A 20,258-nucleotide genomic window follows, 5' to 3' on the forward strand; every position below is an offset into this window, starting at 1 on the left:
ATTCAGCTCCAGTATCAAAGTGGTAACTGAATGTACTTGTCGAATATGACGGAGGTATGACGACATCTACGGAAACATTGTTATAAGTGACAATGCGTGACTATTTTTATTGGGCGGCGCGGTATAGTTCTTCATTTGATGAGGTGACTTTGAAACTCCTTCGATTCCTATCTTGCCTTGCGGCGGTTAGCCTTGCTTTCCCTGTGCTCGCGCGTGCGCAGAGCCTCCCGCCTGAGGCAGAGGCGGTGAAAAAATATTTGCTCAACAGCGACTATCCAGAAGTGTTTTCGGAGACGAAATATCGCGTCAAAGTGGAGAATCTTATTGTTGCCGACCTTGATGGCGATGGAATTCCGGAAGTCATCGTGCACATGAAACCTCACTTCCGCCAATCCCCCACAATCATCATTTTTAAGGTCAGCAAGGATTTGCAGGTCCAGCGGGTGATGGAAGGTTTAGCGCCTGGTCCACTGCAACCGCGCAGTGACAAGTATCTCGATAGCCATAGCCTGGGTGAGGGCGTAGATTTCCAGGTTAGTACAAAATCTGGAGACAGCGCGGACACTGGTCTGGTGCAAGGGCTTGTGAAATCCCAGAAGGGCGGGCTGGTTCTGTATAAACAGTTTAGCCACTTGGACGGACGCCGCGGACTCCCCAGCTATATCGACATGCGCGACGCGGATCTGCCTCCCAATACTAAAACCTGCGCCGAATTTGAATTTGCGGATGTCGAGCAAGTCGAAGTGACGCCACGTTATTCTAGTGACGGTCGCAATGTCATAGCCGCGCGCATCGGTAAGCAAATTTACGCGATTCGTATTGAGCACTTCCTTCCGAACGGCTTGCTGGAAAAATCCGTCACAGTACATGCTTTATAAGCAAGTATCGTCAATGGAATCCGTAGATCTATTTTTCATGAAAATAACCTCAACAAAAATTCTAGCAAAATTAACTCTTATTGGTATTTTCTCTTTAATGTATTTTTGCGTAGAAGCTCGCGAGGAAGAGGTGGAGGCTGAAATCGGCAAGAAAGTAGCGATGCAAGTTGTCGAGCTTGTTGAAAAAAATGGCCTGGCACCAAAGAAGCAATCGGATTTTTTGTATGCAAAAAATCAATTACTTTCTAATTTCGAAGACTCGTCCAAATTTGTATCGAAAGAAAAAATTTACTCGGACATCCAGAGTCTGCTCGATACGACAGACTCTGACGGGCATTCCAGGATTCTAAGCTCCATTCAATTAAATTCCCGTTTTATTGCCACGCCTACTGCATCACTGTCTGATGGTAAGTTTTACAAAATAATCAAAACGGAACAAGGCGATGTCTTGAGTTTCACTCTTCCTCAAACCAGAGATTACCGTTTGGAAGCGCAGAGGAAATATATTTCTAACGTTATGGCTGAACTGAAAAAAGGCATTGCTGAATGGCGGCCATGTGCAATTGTTTTGGATTTTACCGAGCAAAAAGGCGGCAGTGCTGCAGCCCCATTGCTAGTTTTAGAGCCGTTTCTTTCAGAGAACAATAGCGCAAAATTTGTTAAAAATAGGGGAGAGCGACTTGCCCTGGTTGATTTGCCTACTCTTCGTAAGCAATACACATATGTTGCTGCTGAATTTCCAAATGAGCTGAAGAGATTTGCCGACGGTCCTATCGCAGTTGTTTCAGGAGCCCGCACGGCTAGCGCCGGAGAGATGCTCGAAATGGCGATGTTGGGCGAGGAGCGACGTGCAAAAAGCTTTGGATGGAAGACCGCGGGGTATACAACAGCCAATAAGAACTATTCTCTAATTGATGGTGGAACGTTAGTTTTAAGTGAAACGCGCTACGCACTTGGAGACCGGCCGCCCATAATTGGCGGCATCCAGCCTTTAGAGACTGCATCATCTACGGATAGCTTGGAAATGGTGCTGGAGCGTGCCGCCTCATGGGCTGCCCATCATTCGGCACTTTGCACACAAAATTTCGCTGCCGATAAACCGAAGCAATGATGACTTAAGCGAATTAAATGATCTAGCGAGCAGGTGCCAGCGGCGCTTCTGTCAATCCGTTGTCGGTGGCTTCCTGCGGTGCCTCTCCCGGCGTTGCGCGGGTAGCCAGTTCCAGTTCCTCGAAGGCGTCGTAGGTCAGCGTCATCAGGCGTTCCGGGTCGGGCACCAGGTCGGTGTCGACGAACAGGGCCAGCTGGATCTGGCCAGCGTACGAGATGAAGGCCAGGCCCACGCCCAGCTTGCCCGCCTGCGGTACCCAGCAGATCAGGTCCGTCATGCGCGAGCCGGCCAGGTAGCGGCGGCTGCCGGGGCCTTCTATATTGGTCAGCACCACGGAGCCCTTGGACGTGAACAGGTTCAGCGCGAAGTGCTGCAAGGCGGTCGGCAGGCAGCCGGCGATCGACAGGAAGGCCATCGTGGCGCGTGGCTGATGCGAGCGCTTGATGGCTGTCATGCGTTCGCTGGACTGCCGCAGGCGCGCGCATGGATCGTCCATATTGGTCGGCAGGTCCACCGCCACCAGGCCGAACTCGTTCCCCAGCTGGAACGCGTTGGCCTTTTCCCGCAGGTTGAAGGTGACGGCGGCGCGCAGTGCGCGGCCGTCCGGGCGCTGTCCGCGTTCGCCGAGGTAGTTGCGCAGCGCGCCGGAGACGGCCGCCACCCACACATCGTTCAAGGTCACGCCCATGCGCTTGGACATGGCGCGCACGCGGTCCATTTCCAGCGGCGGCAGCCATACCAGCTGCTTGGTGCCGGTCATCGACGCCTTGAACTGGCTGGGCGCGTCCGGCCACAGCACTGACAGACGCGCCACGTGGAAGGCGATCTTCAGCCACGATACGCCGCGCACCACCGCTGAGCACACGGCGTTTTGCGCCACCGTGGCGCGGTGCGGGTGGCCGACCGGCGAGGGCGTGCGGCCATGTACGCCGTTGTCGTCGGTCAGGTGATTGAGCACGTGCACCAGCCCCAGGCCATCGGTGATGCAGTGGTGGACGCGGAACACGATGGCGTGCCCGCCGTTGACCCGGTCCAGCACCGTCATATGCCACATCGGCCGGTCGCGCTCCAGCGGCAGGTGGGCGATGCGGGTCATGTGGCCTTGCAGCTCTTCGCGGCTGACTTCCTGCGACATCTGTTCCAGCTTGATGTGCTGGGCGATGTTGAACTGATCGTCCTCCACCCAGTGCGGACGGCCGCGCCGCTGCACCACCTTCTGTGTGAAGCGCGGGTAGTTCGGCAGGCGCAGGCCGATGGTCGAAATCAGCCGCTCCATGTCGACCGCGCCCTCGAACAGCAGGATGCTGTTGATGACCATCAGGTTCTTGTCGGTGTCCATGCGATGCCATGCATAGTCGCGACGTGTCATTGCCGCCGGTGCTGCGGTTGGTTTGCTCATGTGATGCTGTCTCCTGGTACGGCGCCGGATCTTTGCCGGCATCCGTTTATATTTTTACTGGTCGTGCTTCAGTTTCCTGCTCTGGAACCGGCGCCGCTGCTGCCGCCGCCTCCAGCGATTTGGGTGAGCGCGGCCGCAGTGCGTAGCGGTTCAAGCCCGTCATGTGGATGCGGCACAGGTAGTCCGGCCAATCGATGACGGTCGGGTCGACCATGTAGCGCGCCCGGTCTTCGCTGCCGAAGCGCTGCGCCAGCGCCAGCAGCGATTTGTTATGGAATACGTAGCGCGGCGCGGTGTAGAACGAGAACGTCAGCGCCAGCAGCTGCGTGGTACGCAGTGCTTCGAGCTTGGGCGATTCGCCCGCGCCCAGCAGGCGGCGCACGCCGCTCCAGGCGGTCGCGCCCAGGCTCATGGCCCGCAGCATCAACAGGAAGACCGGACGGCTGACGACGCGGAAGCCGTGTTTCGGCTCGTTGTAGAACAGCCGCTCGTAGTTGCGCCAGTTGCGCTGCGATTCGGTCTGGAACAATTCGATCACGCGGCCGACCGAGATCGGGTTGGCGGAGCCGGTGCAAGCCTGGTAGATGCGCGTCGCGCCTGGATCGGCCAGCGCCTCGGCCGCGGCCAGGATGATGCTGTTGGCGACCAGGTCGGCCGGCACGATGTCGACGATCTCGTTCGGCTTGGCCGGGAAGAAGTTGGTCTTGCCGCGCGCGTAGGCCAGGATGATGGCGTCGGCCACCTTCACGCCTTCCAGCCAGCCGGGCACCGGTTCCTGCAGGGTGCTTTCGATGATGGACGGACGCACGATGGTCAGCGTCTTGCCACGCATGGCCTGCATCGCCATCTGCTCGCCCATCCACTTGGTGAAGGTGTAGGTGTCGTTCCAGCCGTGGTAGTTGGCCTCGGCGATGCCCAGTTCCGTCAGGCGGCGCGTCAGCTGCTCGGTGTCGGTGGTTTCGGCCTTGATGGCGGCGACGCGGTGTTGCAGGTGTTTGAGTAAACCGTATAAATCATAATGGCCGTCGGCGTGGCGCGGAATGGCGGCGCGCGCCGGGCTGACGTTCTGCTCCAGCATGGCGCCGCGGTTGTAGCCATTGACGTAGCAGGTGGACACCTGCACCAGCGGTGCGTTGTTGGCGCGCGCCAGTTCGGCCACGTTCTGGACGCTGAGAGCGTTGATGGACAGCGCCACGTCCAGGGCTTCGCGGAAGTTGACGCTGGCGGCGGCGTTGATCACCAGGTCGATGCGGCGGCCCAGCGCGTTGAACTCGGCCAACGACAGGCCGAAGCACGGCTCGGTCACCTCGCCGGTCACGCACTCGATGCGCTCGGCGAAGAACTCGGCCAGGAAGCCCGGGCGTTCGGCGCGCAGGCGGTCGAAGACGGAGGAGGTGGCGATATCGCGCTCGAAGCGGGTGCGGGCGTCGCCGTTCTTTTTGCCGTGGCCGCCGCGTATCACCAGCACGATGCGGCCGATGTCCGGCACGCTGCGGATGAGCTTTTCCAGCACTACCTTGGCGAGAAAACCGGTACTGCCGGTAATCAGTACGCGCTTACCCGACAGTGCTGCGTGTACGTTCAATGCTGGTTTCATAGGGGGCTTCTCAGAAACGGTGTCATTACTGCAATGAGCCGATCTTAGAGCGAAACCGGGGAGTGACTGGCGATTTTGCAGTGGCTTTGGAAGCCAAACGCATGGCTGCGCGAGTCATGAGGTGTGAGTACGAGGGAAACGGATATGGCCCCATTTGCAACATTGAGGCATTTGCGCAACGCTCCCGTCGCCGCACGGCTGGCGGCGATGAACGGGAGGCGGGGTTTAGTGTTGAGCTTCGGGATACAGGCCGTGCACGCGGCCGAACAGGCGTGTCAGGCCGAGCAGGGCGTCGATGTGCGGGGTGGCCAGTTGCAGGCGCTGGCCGATCTCGCGCACGGCGGCCACCAGCGCGTCCAGCTCCAGCATGCGGCCGGCTTCGGCGTCTTGCAGCATGGAGCTTTTGAAGGCGCCCAGTTTGCGTGTGACCAGGTGGCGTTGCTCGGGCGTTTCGGTGATGCGGCAGGCTATGCGCTCACCGATGATGGCTGCCTCGCGCATGGCGGCGCGGCAGAATTCGGCCACCAGCTGGTCGTCCAGGATGTGGTCCGCCGTGGCGCCGGTGATGGCCGATACGGGATTCAGGGTCATATTTCCCCATAATTTATACCAAATGTCGTAACGGATATCGGCCGATACCTTGACGTCGAAGCCGCCCAGGCGCAACAGGGCGCCCAGCTTTTGCGCTCGCTCGGAGTCGCCGCCGGCAGGTTCGCCGATGATCAGGCCGTTGCCCATTTTGTGGCTGACGAGGGCTGGTGACGGTGTGGAGGTGCTGGCGTGGACCACGCAGCCCAGTACCTGCCGATACGGCAGCGCAGCGGCGATCAGGCCGCCGGGATCGACGCTGGCCAGCGGCTCGTCGCCGATGGCGGCCACGCCCTGTCCAAACCACCAGGGCACGCCGTTCATGGCGGGGAGGATGAGGGTTTCAGGTCCGATCAGGGGCGCGATCTGCTGCGCCACAGCGGCCAGCGCCTGGCCCTTGACGGCGATGATCACGACATCTTGCGGTCCCAGTTCGGCCGCGCCGTCGCTGGCGTGCGCAGGAGCCTGGATCAGCGCGTCGCCCTGTTGCAGGCGCCAGCCGTGTTGACGCAGCGCGGCGAGGGTGTCGCCGCGTGCATACGCGCTCAGATCACAGGATTGCGCCGCAGCCAGGCGGGCGCCGATAAAGCCGCCGATGGCGCCGGCGCCTACTATGCATACCTTCATTCGATACTCCGGGAGGGGCAAAGAATGAAAGCTTAGCAGAAGTATATGTTTGGCGTGCGGCGCCTTGGCGACTAATTAGTTGCGGATGTCGAGCGCGCGGTTCAGGCTCAGTGCCGCCAGCGAGCAGACTGCGCCCGACAGCAGGTACAAGCCCACATACGCCAGCCCGAACTGCGACGACACGCCCAGCGCCACCAGCGGTGCGAAGCCCGCGCCCACCAGCCATGCCAGGTCGGACGTGAAGGCCGCGCCGGTGTAGCGGTATTGCGCCGGGAAGTTGGCCGTCACCGCGCCGGCAGCCTGGCCGTAGGACAGGCCCAGCAAGGCGAAGCCCAGCATGATGAAGGTATCCTGCGCGCTTTCGCCGCCGTTGAGCAGCATCGGCACGAAACCGCTGAACACCGCGATCAATATGGCCAGCGAGCCCAGCGTGCGACGTCGGCCGATGCGGTCGGCGATCAGGCCGGACGCCACCACGCCCACCGCCATCAACACCACGCCCACCATCTGCGTGCCGAGGAAGCCGGTCACCGAGCGCGGCGAGTAAATCGTGATCCACGACAGCGGGAACACCGTCACCAGGTGGAACAGCGCATAGCTGGCGAGGGCGGCGAGGGCGCCGATGATCAGGTTGCGGCCCTGCGAGCTGGCCATTTCGATCACGCTGGTCGGTTGCAGTTCGCGCTCTTCCAGCAGCTTGGCGTACTCGCTGGTGGAGGTCAGGCGCAGGCGGGCAAACAGCGCCACCACGTTGATGGCGAAGGCCACGTAGAACGGATAGCGCCAGCCCCAGTCCATGAAGTCCAGGTCGCTCAGGTTGCCGATCAGGTACCAGAACAGGCCGGCGGCGATGAAGAAACCGACCGGCGCGCCCAACTGGCCCAGCATCGCGTACCAGCCGCGCTTGTTTTCAGGCGCATTGAGCGCCAGCAGCGACGGCAAGCCGTCCCACGAGCCGCCCAGCGCCAGGCCTTGGCCGATGCGCAACACCGACAGAATTACGATGGAGTAAAAGCCGTTGTCGGCGTAAGATGGCAGGAAGGCAATGCCGGCGGTGGTGGAACCCAGCAGCAGCAGCGCCCCGGTCAGCTTGGCCTCACGCCCGTAGCGGCGCTGAACGGCCATCGAGATCACGGTGCCGATAGGCCTTGCAATAAAGGCAAAAGAGAAGATGGTGAACGCGTACAGCGTGCCTTCCAGCCGCCCGTCGAACGGGAACAGCAGCGAAGGGAACACGAGTACGGAAGCAATCGCGTAGACAAAGAAATCGAAATACTCGGAAGCGCGCCCGATGACGACGCCGACCGCTATTTCGCCGGGTGAGATGTGATCGTCGTCCCGTGCATTGATGTTGCGTGCATCATTACCGGCCTGAGATGGTTCTTGGGCGCCAACATGCACGCCATTTGGTGTAGTCGTAGTGGCCATAATCTCTGTCTCTTTTACGTTGATATTTTTATCACGTATATGTCCCGGCTCCTAGGACAAAGTGTCCAATGGCAAGAACATTCCGTGATTGGTACAGTAACACATCATCCACATACTGTAACGTAGATTACCTCATGATTCCTCCTCTCGCGCGTCGTGGACTGTTCCTCGCACCGCTGTTGTGGCTAGCAGGCTGCAACACGGTCGTGTTGAACCCGTCCGGTGATATCGCAGCCCAGCAGGCACACCTTGTCGTTGTGTCAACCTTGCTGATGCTGTTGATTATCGTACCCGTCATGTTTTTGATCTGTCTGTTCGCCTGGCGCTACAGGAAGTCAAATACTGCCGCTGAATACAAACCGAACTGGGACCATTCGACCAAGCTCGAACTGCTGATCTGGGGCGCTCCGCTGCTGATCATCATCGTGCTGGGCCTGATCACCTGGATCTACACCCACTTGCTGGACCCATACCGCCCGCTTAGCCGCATCGACGAAAACCGTCCGGTGGCCGTCGGCGTCAAGCCGCTGGAAGTGCAGGTCGTGGCGATGGACTGGAAGTGGATGTTCATCTACCCGGAACAAGGCATCGCCACCGTCAACGAACTGGTGACCCCGATCGACGTGCCGGTACGTTTCCACATGACCTCGTCGTCCGTGATGAACGCGTTCTACATTCCTGCGCTGGCCGGCATGGTCTACACCATGCCCAGCATGGAGACCCAGCTGAACGCGGTGATGAACAAGGTGGGCGTGTACGACGGCTTCTCGTCGAACTACAGCGGCGCCGGTTTCTCGGACATGAAGTTCAAGTACCACGGCGTGAGCCAGGCCGACTTCGACGCCTGGGTCGAGAAAACCCGCAAAGGCGGCAACACGCTGACCCGCGCCGGCTACCTGGACCTGGACAAGCCGACCATCAAGCATCCGATCATGCACTTCGGCAGCGTCGACAAAGGCCTGTACGACCTGGTGCTGAACCGTTGCGTGGCCGAAGGTTCGGTCTGCATGAACGCGCAGATGGAGCAGGACGCCATGCGCATGCAGGCCGCCGCCGCCGCGAAAGAACTGCCGAAAGATGTGTGCGAGCCTAAAGTCGCCACCGCCACGGCCCAACCACTCCGTAAAGAATGACCATGTCTGATCTCAACCTGACCAAACTGATCTTTGGGCGGCTGTCGCTGGAAGCAATTCCATACCACGAGCCCATCCTGATAGGCACCTTCGCCATGGTGGCGATCGGCGGCCTGGCCTTCCTGGCCGCGATGTTCAAATTCCGCCTGTGGGGCCCGCTGTGGCGCGACTGGATCACCTCCATCGACCACAAGAAAATCGGCATCATGTACATGGTGCTGGCGATTATCATGATGCTGCGCGGCTTCGCCGACGCGCTGATGATGCGCGCCCAACAAGCGATCGCCTTCGGCGACAACGCCGGCATGCTGCCGCCGCACCACTACGACCAGATCTTCACGGCCCACGGCACGATCATGATCTTCTTCGTGGCGATGCCGCTGGTAACCGGCCTGATGAACTACGTGGTGCCGCTGCAGATCGGCGCACGCGACGTTTCGTTCCCGTTCCTGAACAACTTCTCGTTCTGGATGACCACCTTCGGCGCCATGCTGACCATGGTCTCGCTGTTCGTCGGCGAATTCGGCCGCACCGGCTGGCTGGCCTTCCCGCCGCTGTCGGGCATCGCCGCCTCGCCTGACGTCGGGGTCGACTACTACATCTGGTCGCTGCAGGTGGCCGGGGTAGGGACCACGCTGTCGGGCGTCAACCTGATCGCCACCATCGTCAAGATGCGCGCGCCGGGCATGAACATGATGAAAATGCCGGTCTTCACCTGGACCGCGCTGTGCACCAACGCCCTGATCGTCGCGACCTTCCCGATCCTGACCATCACCCTGGCGATGCTGTCGCTGGACCGCATGGTCGGCACCAACTTCTTCACCAACGACCTCGGCGGCAACCCGATGTTGTACGTCAACCTGATCTGGATCTGGGGCCACCCTGAGGTCTACATCCTGGTGCTGCCGGTGTTCGGCGTGTTCTCGGAAATCGTCTCGACCTTCTCGGCCAAGAAACTGTTCGGCTACACCTCGATGGTGTACGCGACCGTCGTGATCACCATCCTGTCCTACCTGGTATGGCTGCACCACTTCTTCACGATGGGCTCGGGCGCGTCGGTGAACTCGTTCTTCGGCATCACGACGATGATCATCTCGATCCCGACCGGCGCCAAGATCTTCAACTGGCTGTTCACCATGTACAAGGGCCGCGTGCGCTTCGACGTGCCTATGCTGTGGACCGTCGGCTTCATGCTGACCTTCACCATCGGCGGCATGACCGGCGTGATGCTGGCCGTTCCACCTGCCGACTTCGTGCTGCACAACTCGCTGTTCCTGATCGCCCACTTCCACAACGTCATCATCGGCGGCGTGGTGTTCGGCTGCTTCGCCGGCCTGAACTACTGGTTCCCTAAAGCGTTCGGCTTCAAGCTCGACGAGTTCTGGGGCAAGGTATCGTTCTGGTGCTGGCTGGTGGGCTTCTGGGTTGCCTTCACGCCGCTGTACGTGATGGGCTTCATGGGCGTGACCCGCCGCATGAACCACTTCGAAGATCCTTCGCTGCAAAAATGGTTCGTGATCGCCGCCATCGGCGCGCTGATCATCGCCGCAGGTATCGGCGCGATGCTGGTGCAGTTCTACGTCAGCTGGAAAAACCGCGACGCCCTGCGCGACGTGACCGGCGACCCATGGGGCGGCCGTACCTTGGAGTGGGCGACCTCGTCGCCACCGCCGGACTACAACTTCGCCTTCACGCCTGTCGTGCATGAGAGCGACAGCTGGGCCGACATGAAGGCCAATCACTATCAGCGTCCGACCAAGGGCTTCGTGGCCATCCACATGCCGAAGAACACCGCCGCCGGCTTCATCATCTCGGCGCTGTCGTTCACGCTGGGCTTCTGCATGATCTGGCAGATGTGGATCCCGGCCGGCCTGTCGTTCATCGCCATGATGGTCGCGATCATCACGCACACCTTTAACTACAAGCGCGACTACTACATCCCTGCGGAAGAAGTCATCCGCACCGAAGAAGCGCATACTCGTTTGCTGGAAGCCCATGTCTGAATCTATCGCTAACGGCGCCGTGAGCGCCGACCCGAGCGCACGCTACTACGTGCGCGACCACCACCCGGAGAACGGCACGCTGCTGGGCTTCTGGCTGTACCTGATGAGCGACTGCCTGCTGTTCGCCGGCCTGTTCGCCGCCTACGCCGTACTGGGCCGCAACTACGCGGGCGGCCCGACCGGCGCCGAGCTGTTCGACCTGCCGACCGTGGCGATCAACACCGGCTTCCTGCTGATGTCGTCGATCACCTACGGCTTCGCGATGATCGCGTCGCAGCGCAAGAACCTGAAGGCCACCATCGTCTGGCTGGCCATCACCGGCCTGTTCGGCCTGGCCTTCCTGTACCTGGAACTGGATGAATTCGTCCACCTGATCCACGAAGGCGCCGGTCCGCAGCGCAGCGCGTTCCTGACCTCGTTCTTCGCGCTGGTCGGCACCCACGGCCTGCACGTGACGTTCGGCTCGATCTGGCTGGTCACGCTGATCTGCCAGCTGGCCAAGCACGGCCTGACGCCGGAAAACAACCGTCGCCTGATGTGCCTGTCGATGTTCTGGCACTTCCTGGATGTGATCTGGATCGGCGTGTTTACCTTTGTATATCTGATGGGAGTCCTGCCATGAGCGCACATAACCACGGCCACGACCACCACGGCCATGATGACCACGGCCACGGTCACGAAGAAGGCGTGCCGCACGGCAGCCTGAAGGACTACGCGATCGGTTTCATCCTGTCGGTGATCCTGACCGCGATTCCGTTCTGGCTGGTGATGCACAAGGCCTTCGACAAGTCCAGCACCACCGCTGCGGTGATCCTGGCCTTCGCCGCCGTGCAAGTGATCGTACACATGGTGTACTTCCTGCACATGAACGGCAAGATCGAAGGCGGCTGGTCGCTGCTGGCGACCCTGTTCACGCTGGTGTTGCTGGTCATCGTACTGGCCGGTTCGATCTGGGTCATGTACCACATGAACGTCAACATGATGCCGTCCATGGGTACGGACGTGCACAACATGCGCGACATGCAATGACGGCGGGGGCATCGCGCCCACGTTCCCGCGCCCTGCGCATCAGCCTGGCCATTGCGGCCGGGTTGATGTTTGCAGGGTTTTTTGCTTTGGGGACGTGGCAAGTATTCCGCCTGCAATGGAAGCTGGCGCTGATTGAACGCGTCGAGCAGCGCGTGCACGCGGCGCCGGTGGACGCGCCCGGCGTGGCGTTGTGGCCGCAACTGAATGCCGAGGCGGACGACTATCGCCGCGTGCGGCTCAGCGGCCACTACCTGAAGGGTTCGGACACGCAGGTACTGGCCTCGCTGGACCGTGGCATCGGCTACTGGGTGCTGTCGCCGATGTGCACGGCCGACGGCGCCATCGTCATGGTCAATCGCGGCTTCATCCGCGCCGGTTCCGGCGGCTGGGCGCCACAGGCCGCGCCGCCGGCCGCCGCTGCCAATGCCTGCGCTGCTGGTGGTGAAGTGGTCACGGTCAGCGGGCTGCTGCGGCTGGGCGAAGTCTCCGGCCGTCTGCGCCAGAATGAACCGGCCCGCAACTACTGGTACACGCGCGACGTGCAAGCCATCGCCCACGCGCGCGGGCTGCCGGCCGTGGCGCCATATTTCGTCGATGCCGACGCTGGTGCGGCTGTTGCAGAGGGCGAGCCGCTCGGCGGCCTGACCGTGGTTTCCTTCGCCAACAACCATTTGGTTTATGCTGTCACCTGGTACGCGCTGGCGCTGATGATCGTCGGCGGCGCCGTATGGGTCGTCCGCGACGGGCGCAAATCACAGACTAAAGCGTAAATGGCAAGGAAAAACGACAATCCGTACGACAGGGGCCGGCCAAATGCGCCGGTCATTGAGCCGCTGGCGGCGGTGAACGCTTCGGCCAACACCATCACCCATGCAGCGGGCCACAAGAACATGCAGCAGCTGATACAGCTGCGCTGGATCGCTGTGGTGGGCCAGATCACCACCATCTTCGCCACCACCATGGTGTTCGATGTGCGCCTGCCGTTGCCGGCCATGTTGAACGTGCTGGCTTGCCTGATCGCCTTCAACATCGCCAGCACCTTGCGCTGGCAGGAAAACCAGGTGGTGTCCAACAGCGAGCTGCTGCTGGCGCTGACGGTGGATATCGCCAGCCTGACGGCGCAGCTCTACCTGAGCGGCGGCGCCACCAATCCCTTTGTGTTCCTGTACCTGCTGCACGTGATCCTGGGCGCGGTGCTGCTGGAGGCATGGTCGACCTGGACCATCGTCGGCGTCACCGGGACCTGCATCGCGGGACTGGCCTTGTTCTCCGAACCGTTGTCGCTGCCGCTGGACCACGGGCGCGGCATCTTCAGCCTGTATGTGCAGGGCATGCTGATCTGCTTCGTGCTCGATGCGGCGCTGCTGGTCATCTTCATCACGCGCATCATGCGCAACGTGCGGATGACGGCGTCCAAGCTGGCCGACTTGCGCCAGCGCGCAGCGGAAGAGGACCACATCATCCGCATGGGGCTGCTGGCATCGGGCGCCGCGCACGAGTTGGGTACGCCGCTGGCAACGCTGGCGGTGATCCTGGGCGACTGGAAGCACATGCCGGAGTTCAAGGCCAACGCCGTGCTGTTGGAGGAAATCGGCGAGATGCAAACCCAGCTCAAACGTTGCAAATCCATCGTCAGCGGGATCTTGCTGTCGGCCGGCGAGACGCGCGGCGAATCGTCGGCGGCCACCACCATCAACACCTTCCTGGCGGAGCTGGTGGCGGAGTGGCGAGTGGGGCGGCCGGTGGTGGCGTTTGAATTTGACAACCGCATCGTGCCGGACCATCCGGTGGTGTCCGACTCGACGCTGAAGCAGATGATCTGCAATGTGCTCGACAATGCGCTGGAAGCGTCGCCGCAATGGCTGCGCATGGAGGCGAGCGTCGAAGACGATCAATTGGTGTTGCAGGTGATGGACGCGGGGCCGGGCTTCGCGCCGGAGATCCTGGCGCAGCTGGGCAAACCTTACAACTCCAGCAAGGGACGGCCGGGCGGTGGCCTGGGGCTGTTCCTGGTGGTGAACGTTGCGCGCACCCTGGGTGGTGCGGTGACGGCGTCGAACTGGCCGCAGGGCGGGGCACTGGTGCGCCTGACGCTGCCGCTGTCGGAGATCGAAATCAAACCGGAAACGAATCAATATGACTACTGAAGAAGAACGCGTGCTGTTGCTGGTCGAGGACGACGCCGCCTTCGCCCGTACCTTGAGTCGCTCGTTCGAGCGGCGCGGCTACAAGGTGCTGCTGGCCGAGAACGTGGACGAAGCCAGCGCGCTGCTGGTTGACCACTCGCCGGGCTACGCGGTGGTGGATCTGAAACTCAAGGGTAACTCATCGGGTCTGGCTTGCGTGCAGATGCTGCACCAGCACGACGCGGAAATGCTGATCGTGGTGCTGACCGGTTTCGCCAGCATTAACACGGCGGTGGAAGCGATCAAGCTGGGCGCCTGCCAGTACCTGGCCAAGCCGTCCAACACCGACGACATCGAAGCGGCCTTCGAACACGTGGCCGGCGCGGCGGAGCTGGAACTGACCAACCGCGCCACGTCGGTCAAGACGCTGGAGTGGGAGCACATCCATACCGTGCTGGCGGAGACCGACTTCAACATCTCGGAAGCGGCGCGCCGGCTGGGCATGCACCGCCGCACGCTGGCGCGCAAGCTGGAGAAGCAGCGCGTCAAGTAAGCCGCGCTGGCAGCGTCAATGGCCGATGATGGCGATCATTTCGGCGGCTACCGTTGCGCATGCGATCACTGCCAGGTGCAAACTGATCAGGAAAATCCAACGCACCAGCGTCGCCAGCTTCCGTCCGCCGTACACCCGCTGCATCGCGATCGGCAGATATGCAAACAATGTCAGGGTCGGCAAGACCTGCAACCAGTCCCACGGCGACGCCAGCGCATACTCGCCACTCGAGGCAGCCAGGTAGACCCAGGCGGCCGTGCCGGGAATGGCGATCATCAGGGCGGCGATCAGGAACGCAAACGAATTGGCGTGCAGGGCGAACACCAGATGCTCGCCGTAACGGCGGCGCGAACCGAAGTAAATCAGCTTCAAATACAGTGCGAACAAAGGCAGGGTGCCGATCAGTATTGACGGCAGGTAGCCCAGGAAGCCGCTGTTTAACATCTCTGCTTTTTTAGCGTCGGGTTCCTTCATGAATTGCTGAAGATTTGTCGACCAGCGTGGATTAATCCACTCTAGCGGTCCATAAAACTTGTCATGGAATTCCTTGTTGGCCGATTCGACTGTTTGTCCCTTTTCCGGTCGCATTGCGACGAAGACGGTGAGCACATCCGACTCGTGGGCCTTGATACGCGACGGCACCGTTTTCGAATACTTTGCGCCCAGCACGCGTTCCTCGAACGTCAGTTGAGGCAGCACGATGCCGCAGATCTTCACCAGCGCGAAAAACACCACGCTCATGGTCAGGTACAGACGCAAGGGTTCGATGAACGGAACCCTCCTGCCACGTAAAAATTCCGCGGTCAGCAGGCCGGGGCGGAGCACCAGCATTTTCAGGGTGGTCCACAACTTTCCTTCGAGCGCCAGGAAATGGCCGATGAATTCGTGCAGGAATTCACCGGCGCCGGGAATATGCACGGTCGTCGATTCGGCGCACTCTGCGCAAAATTTGCCGCTGACTTGGGCTCCACAGTTGTTGCAATGGAGCGAAGGTGCGTGGACCGGAGGATGAGTTGCGCCAGGCAGGACGGAGGTAAGGTGCGGGTTCAAGGCTAAGCGATTCGAAAATGGGACAAAGCGTTATGATAACCGGCCAGATGATGAAAAATGCAACAATTATTGATGTGTTGTATTTAGTCCGATGGCGCGCTGAATATCGAGCGGCTGTCGCAGTTATCATATTTGCACTGTTTGTGATATTCTGTTGTTTTTATTTCATCACAATGAACAGGAGCTTATTTTGAAGACAGCGTTTTCGTTTGCCAGATTGGCGCCGGTCCTCGCGTCCGCAGCGGTATGCGGAATTTTGATGAGCACGGCTTCAGCAGAAACCTTGTCGTTGACCGGTGCGTCGGTGTACGACATTAACAGCGCAGGTAACTATGTAGGCAATGGTTGGGATACCACCGGCGGCAACGGCGCGGCCAATCTGTATTTGCTCACCGCGCAGAACGACGCCGGCTCGTTTATCAACAGCGGCAACGGTGCAGCCACCTCCATTCACCAGGACCTGTCCAGCCCCGGCACTTACACTTACTATTTCCGCGCCGATGGCGGCGGCTTCAACTGGCCTACGCCTTCGGCTGGCCTGAATCTGTTTTTCAATGGCGTGAATGTTCCTGGTATTTCGGCCTTTGTGCCGTTTAACACTGTGAGCCCAACGCCTGCGGCATACGGCAATGGCGGACTTGGCATCATCAATGCGGATGAAGTTCCCGGCGCAAATTCCTTGTCCTTCAGCAGCGGCAAGACCACGGTCACGCTGAGCAATTTCACCTGGTTTGATTACCGTAATCCGGCAGCGCCAAATGCTGTTCCGGATCTGGTCAATGTGTTCGGCAATACCCCGAACGGCCTCAACGATTATTCGGGCAGCTTCACTGTCCGCGTCGCCGCAGTGCCGGAACCTGAGCAATGGGCGATGATGCTCGGTGGGATCAGCTTGCTGGCTGCATTCGGCAAACGTCGCCGCAAGCTGGCTGCCAAGTAAATACAACGCCGGGCCTGTAGGCGGGCCCGGCTGCGGTTGACGGTCTACTGCGCCAGTTGCGTGACCGTCAGCTGCATCTCCAATCGGGACTTGTCGTCCAGTTCGATCCTGACCGTGCCTGGCTCGCCCAGCGCCACCAGCAAGCCCGGGTTGCCGACCTCTTTGCCGCTATGCTTCACGCTGCTGCTGATGAACACCTTGCCGTTATCGGCAGGCTTGAGCGTGAGCTTGGTTTCCCATTGCTGTGCACCGTCACCGCTGCGCAGCGTGGCCGTTTCGCCGGCGCGCGTGTGCAGGTGCGGCGCGGAGCTGGCGCCGCCGATATCCAATTTGACTGCGACATCGTAAAGCGGACCAGTGGGCGTCTGCTGCGCCGCCCATGTGGCCAAGCTGCCGCCGGCCATGGCGATGGCGATCAGGAAGCGGCCGGTCAAACGCAAAGCATACGGTGTGGTGCGGTTCAGGTTCACGATTCTCTCCTTCAAAGGGTGGGTGGATTGCCATTGACATGCGAGCGGTGCTTCGCTCACGGATAGCTGCGTTTTCAGCATGGCGGTGGCGTAGTTGCGACGCGCGTTCGGATGGCTGCGCACGACCTCGGCGTCGCAGGCCAGTTCCTGGTCCGCGCGCATCAGCCGTTCGGCGATGTGGACCAGGGGATTGAACCAGTTCAGGCAGCGCAGTGCGGCGCTGGCGGCGTTGGCCAGCGGGTCGTGGCGGTTGGCGTGGGTACGTTCATGGGCCACGATGAGCTCGCGCTCCCTCGATGTGTAGCGGCGGTCGAAGTCGGCCGGGACGACAATGATGGGACGCCACAGGCCGACCAGCGCGGGGCCGGCATGAAGGGAATCTGAATAGGCGATGTCGCCGCGCCGCGTGAGTTTGCCCTGGCTGCGCATGTAGGCGCGTTGCTGGCGCATCTGGCGCGCCGCGAAATACAGTGCGCCCGCCAGCCAGGCCAGCAGAGTCAGGCCGCTCGCCGATGACGGCGCCTGCGCCAGGCCGCGCATGGCGGCCGCCAGCGGTTGAGCGGCGGGCGCCGCGTGCAGCGCGAGCACGCTGCCGGTGGGTGCTGCGGGTAGCAACGCGGCCAGCGCGCACAAAGGTACGGCCATCCAGGCGGCGTAGGCGACGCCAGGGCCGAAGGCGCGGCGCAACGGCAGGCGCAGCGCAATCACTGCGACGGCCGCCACGCTCAAGGCAACGGTGGCGCGCAGCAGCACGGGCAGCAGCTCGCCGATGTCAATTGCCGTCATCGAGCTCTCCGATCAGGCGCTTGAGTTCTTCCAGATCCGCCTTGCTCAACTTGCGGTGACGGCTGAAGTGCGCCACCAGCGGCGCCACGCGGCCGTCGAACAGGCGATCCAGGAATCCCTTGCTCTCGCTGTGCAGCCATTGTTCGCGCGTGATCGCCGCCGAGTAAAGATAGCGCCGCCCATCCTTCAACACCTTGACCGCGTTCTTGCGCAGCAGCCGGTTGAGCAGGGTCTTGACGGTGGATTCCTGCCAGGCGCGCTCGTCGCCGATGGCGGCGGCCACTTCCTCCGCGCTGCGCGGGCTATGCGCCCAAAGGGCCTCCATGACGACCGATTCGGCTTCGCTGATCTGTGGAATGGCTTTCATCGTTTCTTTCGTTTACAAGTGTAATCGCCGGGAATGATTACAGTTGTAATCGGTGCTGTCAAGCGTTAAACTGGAGCGCATGACACAACAGACCTTACTGTCGGGCTTTGAGCCCGAACCCGAGCTTACCGACCGCATCTTCTTTGCGGTCTTGCCGGACGCTGGCGCCATCGCGCGCATCCATGCACTGACCGCCGAGCTGAAAGCCACGCACGCCATGCGCGGCCGGCCCATCGCCGATACGCGCTTGCATGCCACGCTGTGCAACCTGGGCGATTTTCCCGGCATGCCGGACAGCCTGGTGGTGCGGGCAGGGCAGGCCGCCGCATCGGTGGCTGCGGCAACGGCGCCTTTCACGGTCAGCTTCGACGTCGCCCAGACCTTCGTCAACCGTTCGCGCAACCGGCCATTCGTGCTGACCGGCGGCGACGGCGTGACCGGCCTCGGCTCCCTGTATAAAAGTCTCGCGGCGGCCTTGCTCAAGGCTGGCCTGCCCGGCAACCCGCCGAGCTATACGCCGCACGTCACACTGCTGTACGATGATGTGACGGCGCCGCCGCAAGCCGTCGCTCCCGTCGAGTGGACGGTGCGCGAGTTGGTGCTGGTCCACAGTCACATCGGCCAGAACCTGCCATACACCGCACTAGGCCGCTGGAGCTTGCAAGGCTAACTTTCAAGGTGAGTCCCATATGCTGATCAGACGCTGCGCCGTATTGTTCCTGGAACCCCGCGAGGATTTGGACATAGACTGGACGGCGCTGTTCGCCGGCGACGGCGCGCTCGGCGCGACGATACGCTGGATGGCGCTGGCGCCGCATCTGGGCGAGGAAGTGGAAGTCACCCTGGAAGAGATGGCGGCGCTGGGCGGCATCGGCCTGACGCTGTGGCAGGAGCGCGACACCAGCGAAGAAAAATACGGCGCCGCCGTCATCGGCCGCCTGCTGGAGTGCGGCCTGCTGATCGGCGACGATCCCCGCTACCGCGAACGCGACGAGGTGCTGCGCTCGCAGAACTGGCGGCCGCTGTCGGCCGTCGCGCATACGTTCAGCCGCTGGGGCGACATGCGGGTCGACAAGGGCATGCAGTTTCCCAGCTTTGAAGAGCTGGTGGTTTCGTACGGCACGCCTCCCGGTCCGGTCATCGAGCGCTGCGCCGAGGGCGAGGCCATCGCGCTGCCCCATCCCGACCGCGCACGGCTCGACGACACGCTGTTCCAGCGCTACACCGGCCGCAATTTCGATCCCGCCGCCGTGCTGCCTGTCGCCACCGTCGCCCGCTTGTTGCAGCGCGCCTTTGGCTCGCAGGGCGAACGTGAAATGGCGCCCGGCGCCTTCGTGCTGAAAAAGCTCAGCCCATCGGCCGGCGGCCTGCATCCGGTCGAGGCCTATGTGCTGGCGCACCGCATCGAAGGCGTCGCGCCCGGCCTGTACCACTATCATCCGGTACGTCACGCGCTGGAGCCGCTGGCGGCAATGGATACCACACAGACGGCGGAACTGGCGATGCGCATGGTGGCCGATCAGGATTGGTTTGTCGATGCGCCGATGATGGTGGTGCTGGCTGCGCGGGTGGAGCGCAATTTCTGGAAGTACCGCAATCACGCCAAGGCTTACCGCGCGCTGCTGCTGGACGCGGGTCATCTGTCGCAGACGTTCTATCTGCTGGCGACGGAAGCGGGAATGCCGGCCTTTGTGACGGCGGCGGTGAACGAGATCGACATCGAGCGGGTATTTGGGCTCGACCCCTTGAAGGATATGGTGATCGCTGTATGCGGTTGCGGACAGGCGTCCGGCGCACAGGATACGGTGGAAATGCGCTACGAACCGTGAGCGATCACGGGTCGTGGCTTAGCGTTGGCCCGACAGGAAGAACGGAATCGCGCCGGCGGCGTTTTCCAGTTTGCCTTTGATGGCGTGGCGGCTGGCGATGAAGACATCCTTTGCCGGCAGGCTGCGCAAGGCTGGGATCTTGTCGGCGTCGAGCTTGATGCCCAGCGTGCCCAGAGCCAGTTGCGGGTCGTTCAGGAAGCTGGCGCGGAACGTGTCGTCGCCGGACAATTTGGACAGCAGCAGATCGAGATCTTGCGGGGAATGCGTGGCCATGTCAGTACCTTTCGTGTGGATTTAAGGAAACCTCGCGTGTCGAAACGCAAGTTCATCGTAGGCCATAGCAA

The 20,258-nt window shown here is 61.3% G+C and carries 20 protein-coding genes; 12 read left to right on the top strand and 8 right to left on the bottom strand.

Annotation, left to right across the window (positions count from 1 at the left end):
* The first annotated feature begins 92 nt into the window (after positions 1 to 92).
* Both D0T21_RS31560 and D0T21_RS05740 read left to right on the top strand, forming a co-directional pair.
* Positions 93 to 878, top strand: coding sequence for a hypothetical protein (locus D0T21_RS31560; RefSeq protein ID WP_147328028.1), 786 nt, complete (start codon positions 93 to 95; stop codon positions 876 to 878).
* A 13-nt stretch (positions 879 to 891) separates the two neighbouring features.
* Positions 892 to 1,989 (top strand): S41 family peptidase, encoded by a 1,098-nt coding sequence (locus D0T21_RS05740; RefSeq protein WP_158567962.1) that lies wholly within the window; start codon positions 892 to 894, stop codon positions 1,987 to 1,989.
* Between the two features lie 22 nt (positions 1,990 to 2,011).
* Here D0T21_RS05740 and D0T21_RS05745 read toward each other — a convergent pair whose 3' ends face one another.
* The 4 genes from D0T21_RS05745 to D0T21_RS05760 form a co-directional block, all read right to left on the bottom strand.
* On the bottom strand, positions 2,012 to 3,388 hold the full coding sequence (locus D0T21_RS05745) for a wax ester/triacylglycerol synthase family O-acyltransferase (protein ID WP_116989088.1): 1,377 nt from the start codon (positions 3,386 to 3,388) through the stop codon (positions 2,012 to 2,014).
* A gap of 46 nt (positions 3,389 to 3,434) precedes the next feature.
* The gene (locus D0T21_RS05750; RefSeq protein WP_116989089.1) at positions 3,435 to 4,985 is read right to left on the bottom strand and encodes a fatty acyl-CoA reductase; all 1,551 of its coding nucleotides are present in this window, start codon (positions 4,983 to 4,985) and stop codon (positions 3,435 to 3,437) included.
* A gap of 225 nt (positions 4,986 to 5,210) precedes the next feature.
* Positions 5,211 to 6,200: a 2-dehydropantoate 2-reductase gene (locus D0T21_RS05755; RefSeq protein WP_116989090.1), complete on the bottom strand. Its 990-nt coding sequence runs from the start codon at positions 6,198 to 6,200 to the stop codon at positions 5,211 to 5,213.
* 75 nt (positions 6,201 to 6,275) lie between these two features.
* A complete protein-coding gene (locus D0T21_RS05760; RefSeq protein ID WP_116989091.1) occupies positions 6,276 to 7,628 on the bottom strand; it encodes an MFS transporter in 1,353 nt (450 codons plus the stop codon).
* A 134-nt stretch (positions 7,629 to 7,762) separates the two neighbouring features.
* On the opposite strand from D0T21_RS05760, the gene cyoA reads away from it, so the two are divergent.
* The 7 genes from cyoA to D0T21_RS05795 are packed head-to-tail and all read left to right on the top strand — an operon-like array spanning position 7,763 to position 14,472.
* Entirely contained in the window at positions 7,763 to 8,761 is a 999-nt protein-coding gene (cyoA, locus tag D0T21_RS05765) for a ubiquinol oxidase subunit II (RefSeq protein WP_116989092.1), read from the top strand.
* Positions 8,762 to 8,763: 2 nt separating this feature from the next.
* Positions 8,764 to 10,764, top strand: coding sequence for a cytochrome o ubiquinol oxidase subunit I (gene cyoB / locus D0T21_RS05770; protein WP_116989381.1), 2,001 nt, complete (start codon positions 8,764 to 8,766; stop codon positions 10,762 to 10,764).
* Positions 10,757 to 11,386 carry a cytochrome o ubiquinol oxidase subunit III gene (gene cyoC / locus D0T21_RS05775; RefSeq protein ID WP_116989093.1) on the top strand — a complete coding sequence of 210 codons (630 nt, stop codon included), beginning with the start codon at positions 10,757 to 10,759 and terminating at the stop codon, positions 11,384 to 11,386. The genes cyoB and cyoC overlap by 8 nt, the downstream gene beginning before the upstream one ends.
* Positions 11,383 to 11,793, top strand: a complete 411-nt coding sequence (gene cyoD, locus D0T21_RS05780; RefSeq protein WP_116989094.1) for a cytochrome o ubiquinol oxidase subunit IV — start codon at positions 11,383 to 11,385, stop codon at positions 11,791 to 11,793. Before cyoC ends, cyoD begins: the two co-directional genes overlap by 4 nt.
* Positions 11,790 to 12,563, top strand: a complete 774-nt coding sequence (locus D0T21_RS05785; protein ID WP_116989095.1) for an SURF1 family protein — start codon at positions 11,790 to 11,792, stop codon at positions 12,561 to 12,563. Before cyoD ends, D0T21_RS05785 begins: the two co-directional genes overlap by 4 nt.
* Complete coding sequence (locus D0T21_RS05790; protein WP_116989096.1) at positions 12,564 to 13,940, top strand: ATP-binding protein; 1,377 nt, start codon at positions 12,564 to 12,566, stop codon at positions 13,938 to 13,940.
* Positions 13,930 to 14,472, top strand: a complete 543-nt coding sequence (locus D0T21_RS05795) for a response regulator transcription factor (RefSeq protein WP_116989097.1) — start codon at positions 13,930 to 13,932, stop codon at positions 14,470 to 14,472. The genes D0T21_RS05790 and D0T21_RS05795 overlap by 11 nt, the downstream gene beginning before the upstream one ends.
* 15 nt (positions 14,473 to 14,487) lie before the next feature.
* Here D0T21_RS05795 and D0T21_RS05800 read toward each other — a convergent pair whose 3' ends face one another.
* Positions 14,488 to 15,390: a DUF3667 domain-containing protein gene (locus D0T21_RS05800; protein ID WP_116989098.1), complete on the bottom strand. Its 903-nt coding sequence runs from the start codon at positions 15,388 to 15,390 to the stop codon at positions 14,488 to 14,490.
* A 286-nt stretch (positions 15,391 to 15,676) separates the two neighbouring features.
* Here D0T21_RS05800 and D0T21_RS05805 point away from each other — a divergent pair, with 286 nt between their 5' ends.
* Entirely contained in the window at positions 15,677 to 16,462 is a 786-nt protein-coding gene (locus tag D0T21_RS05805) for a PEP-CTERM sorting domain-containing protein (RefSeq protein WP_147328029.1), read from the top strand.
* A gap of 44 nt (positions 16,463 to 16,506) precedes the next feature.
* Here D0T21_RS05805 and D0T21_RS05810 read toward each other — a convergent pair whose 3' ends face one another.
* Positions 16,507 to 17,718 carry a M56 family metallopeptidase gene (locus tag D0T21_RS05810; protein ID WP_116989100.1) on the bottom strand — a complete coding sequence of 404 codons (1,212 nt, stop codon included), beginning with the start codon at positions 17,716 to 17,718 and terminating at the stop codon, positions 16,507 to 16,509.
* Positions 17,705 to 18,085 carry a BlaI/MecI/CopY family transcriptional regulator gene (locus tag D0T21_RS05815; protein ID WP_116989101.1) on the bottom strand — a complete coding sequence of 127 codons (381 nt, stop codon included), beginning with the start codon at positions 18,083 to 18,085 and terminating at the stop codon, positions 17,705 to 17,707. Before D0T21_RS05815 ends, D0T21_RS05810 begins: the two co-directional genes overlap by 14 nt.
* Before the next feature lie 79 nt (positions 18,086 to 18,164).
* Between D0T21_RS05815 and D0T21_RS05820 the strand changes: the two genes are divergently transcribed.
* Both D0T21_RS05820 and D0T21_RS05825 read left to right on the top strand, forming a co-directional pair.
* A complete protein-coding gene (locus D0T21_RS05820; protein ID WP_116989102.1) occupies positions 18,165 to 18,755 on the top strand; it encodes a 2'-5' RNA ligase family protein in 591 nt (196 codons plus the stop codon).
* Between the two features lie 19 nt (positions 18,756 to 18,774).
* Positions 18,775 to 19,914 (top strand): putative peptide maturation dehydrogenase, encoded by a 1,140-nt coding sequence (locus tag D0T21_RS05825; RefSeq protein ID WP_116989103.1) that lies wholly within the window; start codon positions 18,775 to 18,777, stop codon positions 19,912 to 19,914.
* A gap of 18 nt (positions 19,915 to 19,932) precedes the next feature.
* Here D0T21_RS05825 and D0T21_RS05830 read toward each other — a convergent pair whose 3' ends face one another.
* Entirely contained in the window at positions 19,933 to 20,187 is a 255-nt protein-coding gene (locus tag D0T21_RS05830; RefSeq protein WP_116989104.1) for an NHLP-related RiPP peptide, read from the bottom strand.
* Positions 20,188 to 20,258 lie beyond the last annotated feature (71 nt).

This window comes from Duganella sp. BJB476 (genome assembly GCF_003416895.1).
Classification (GTDB): Bacteria; Pseudomonadota; Gammaproteobacteria; order Burkholderiales; family Burkholderiaceae_D; genus Rugamonas.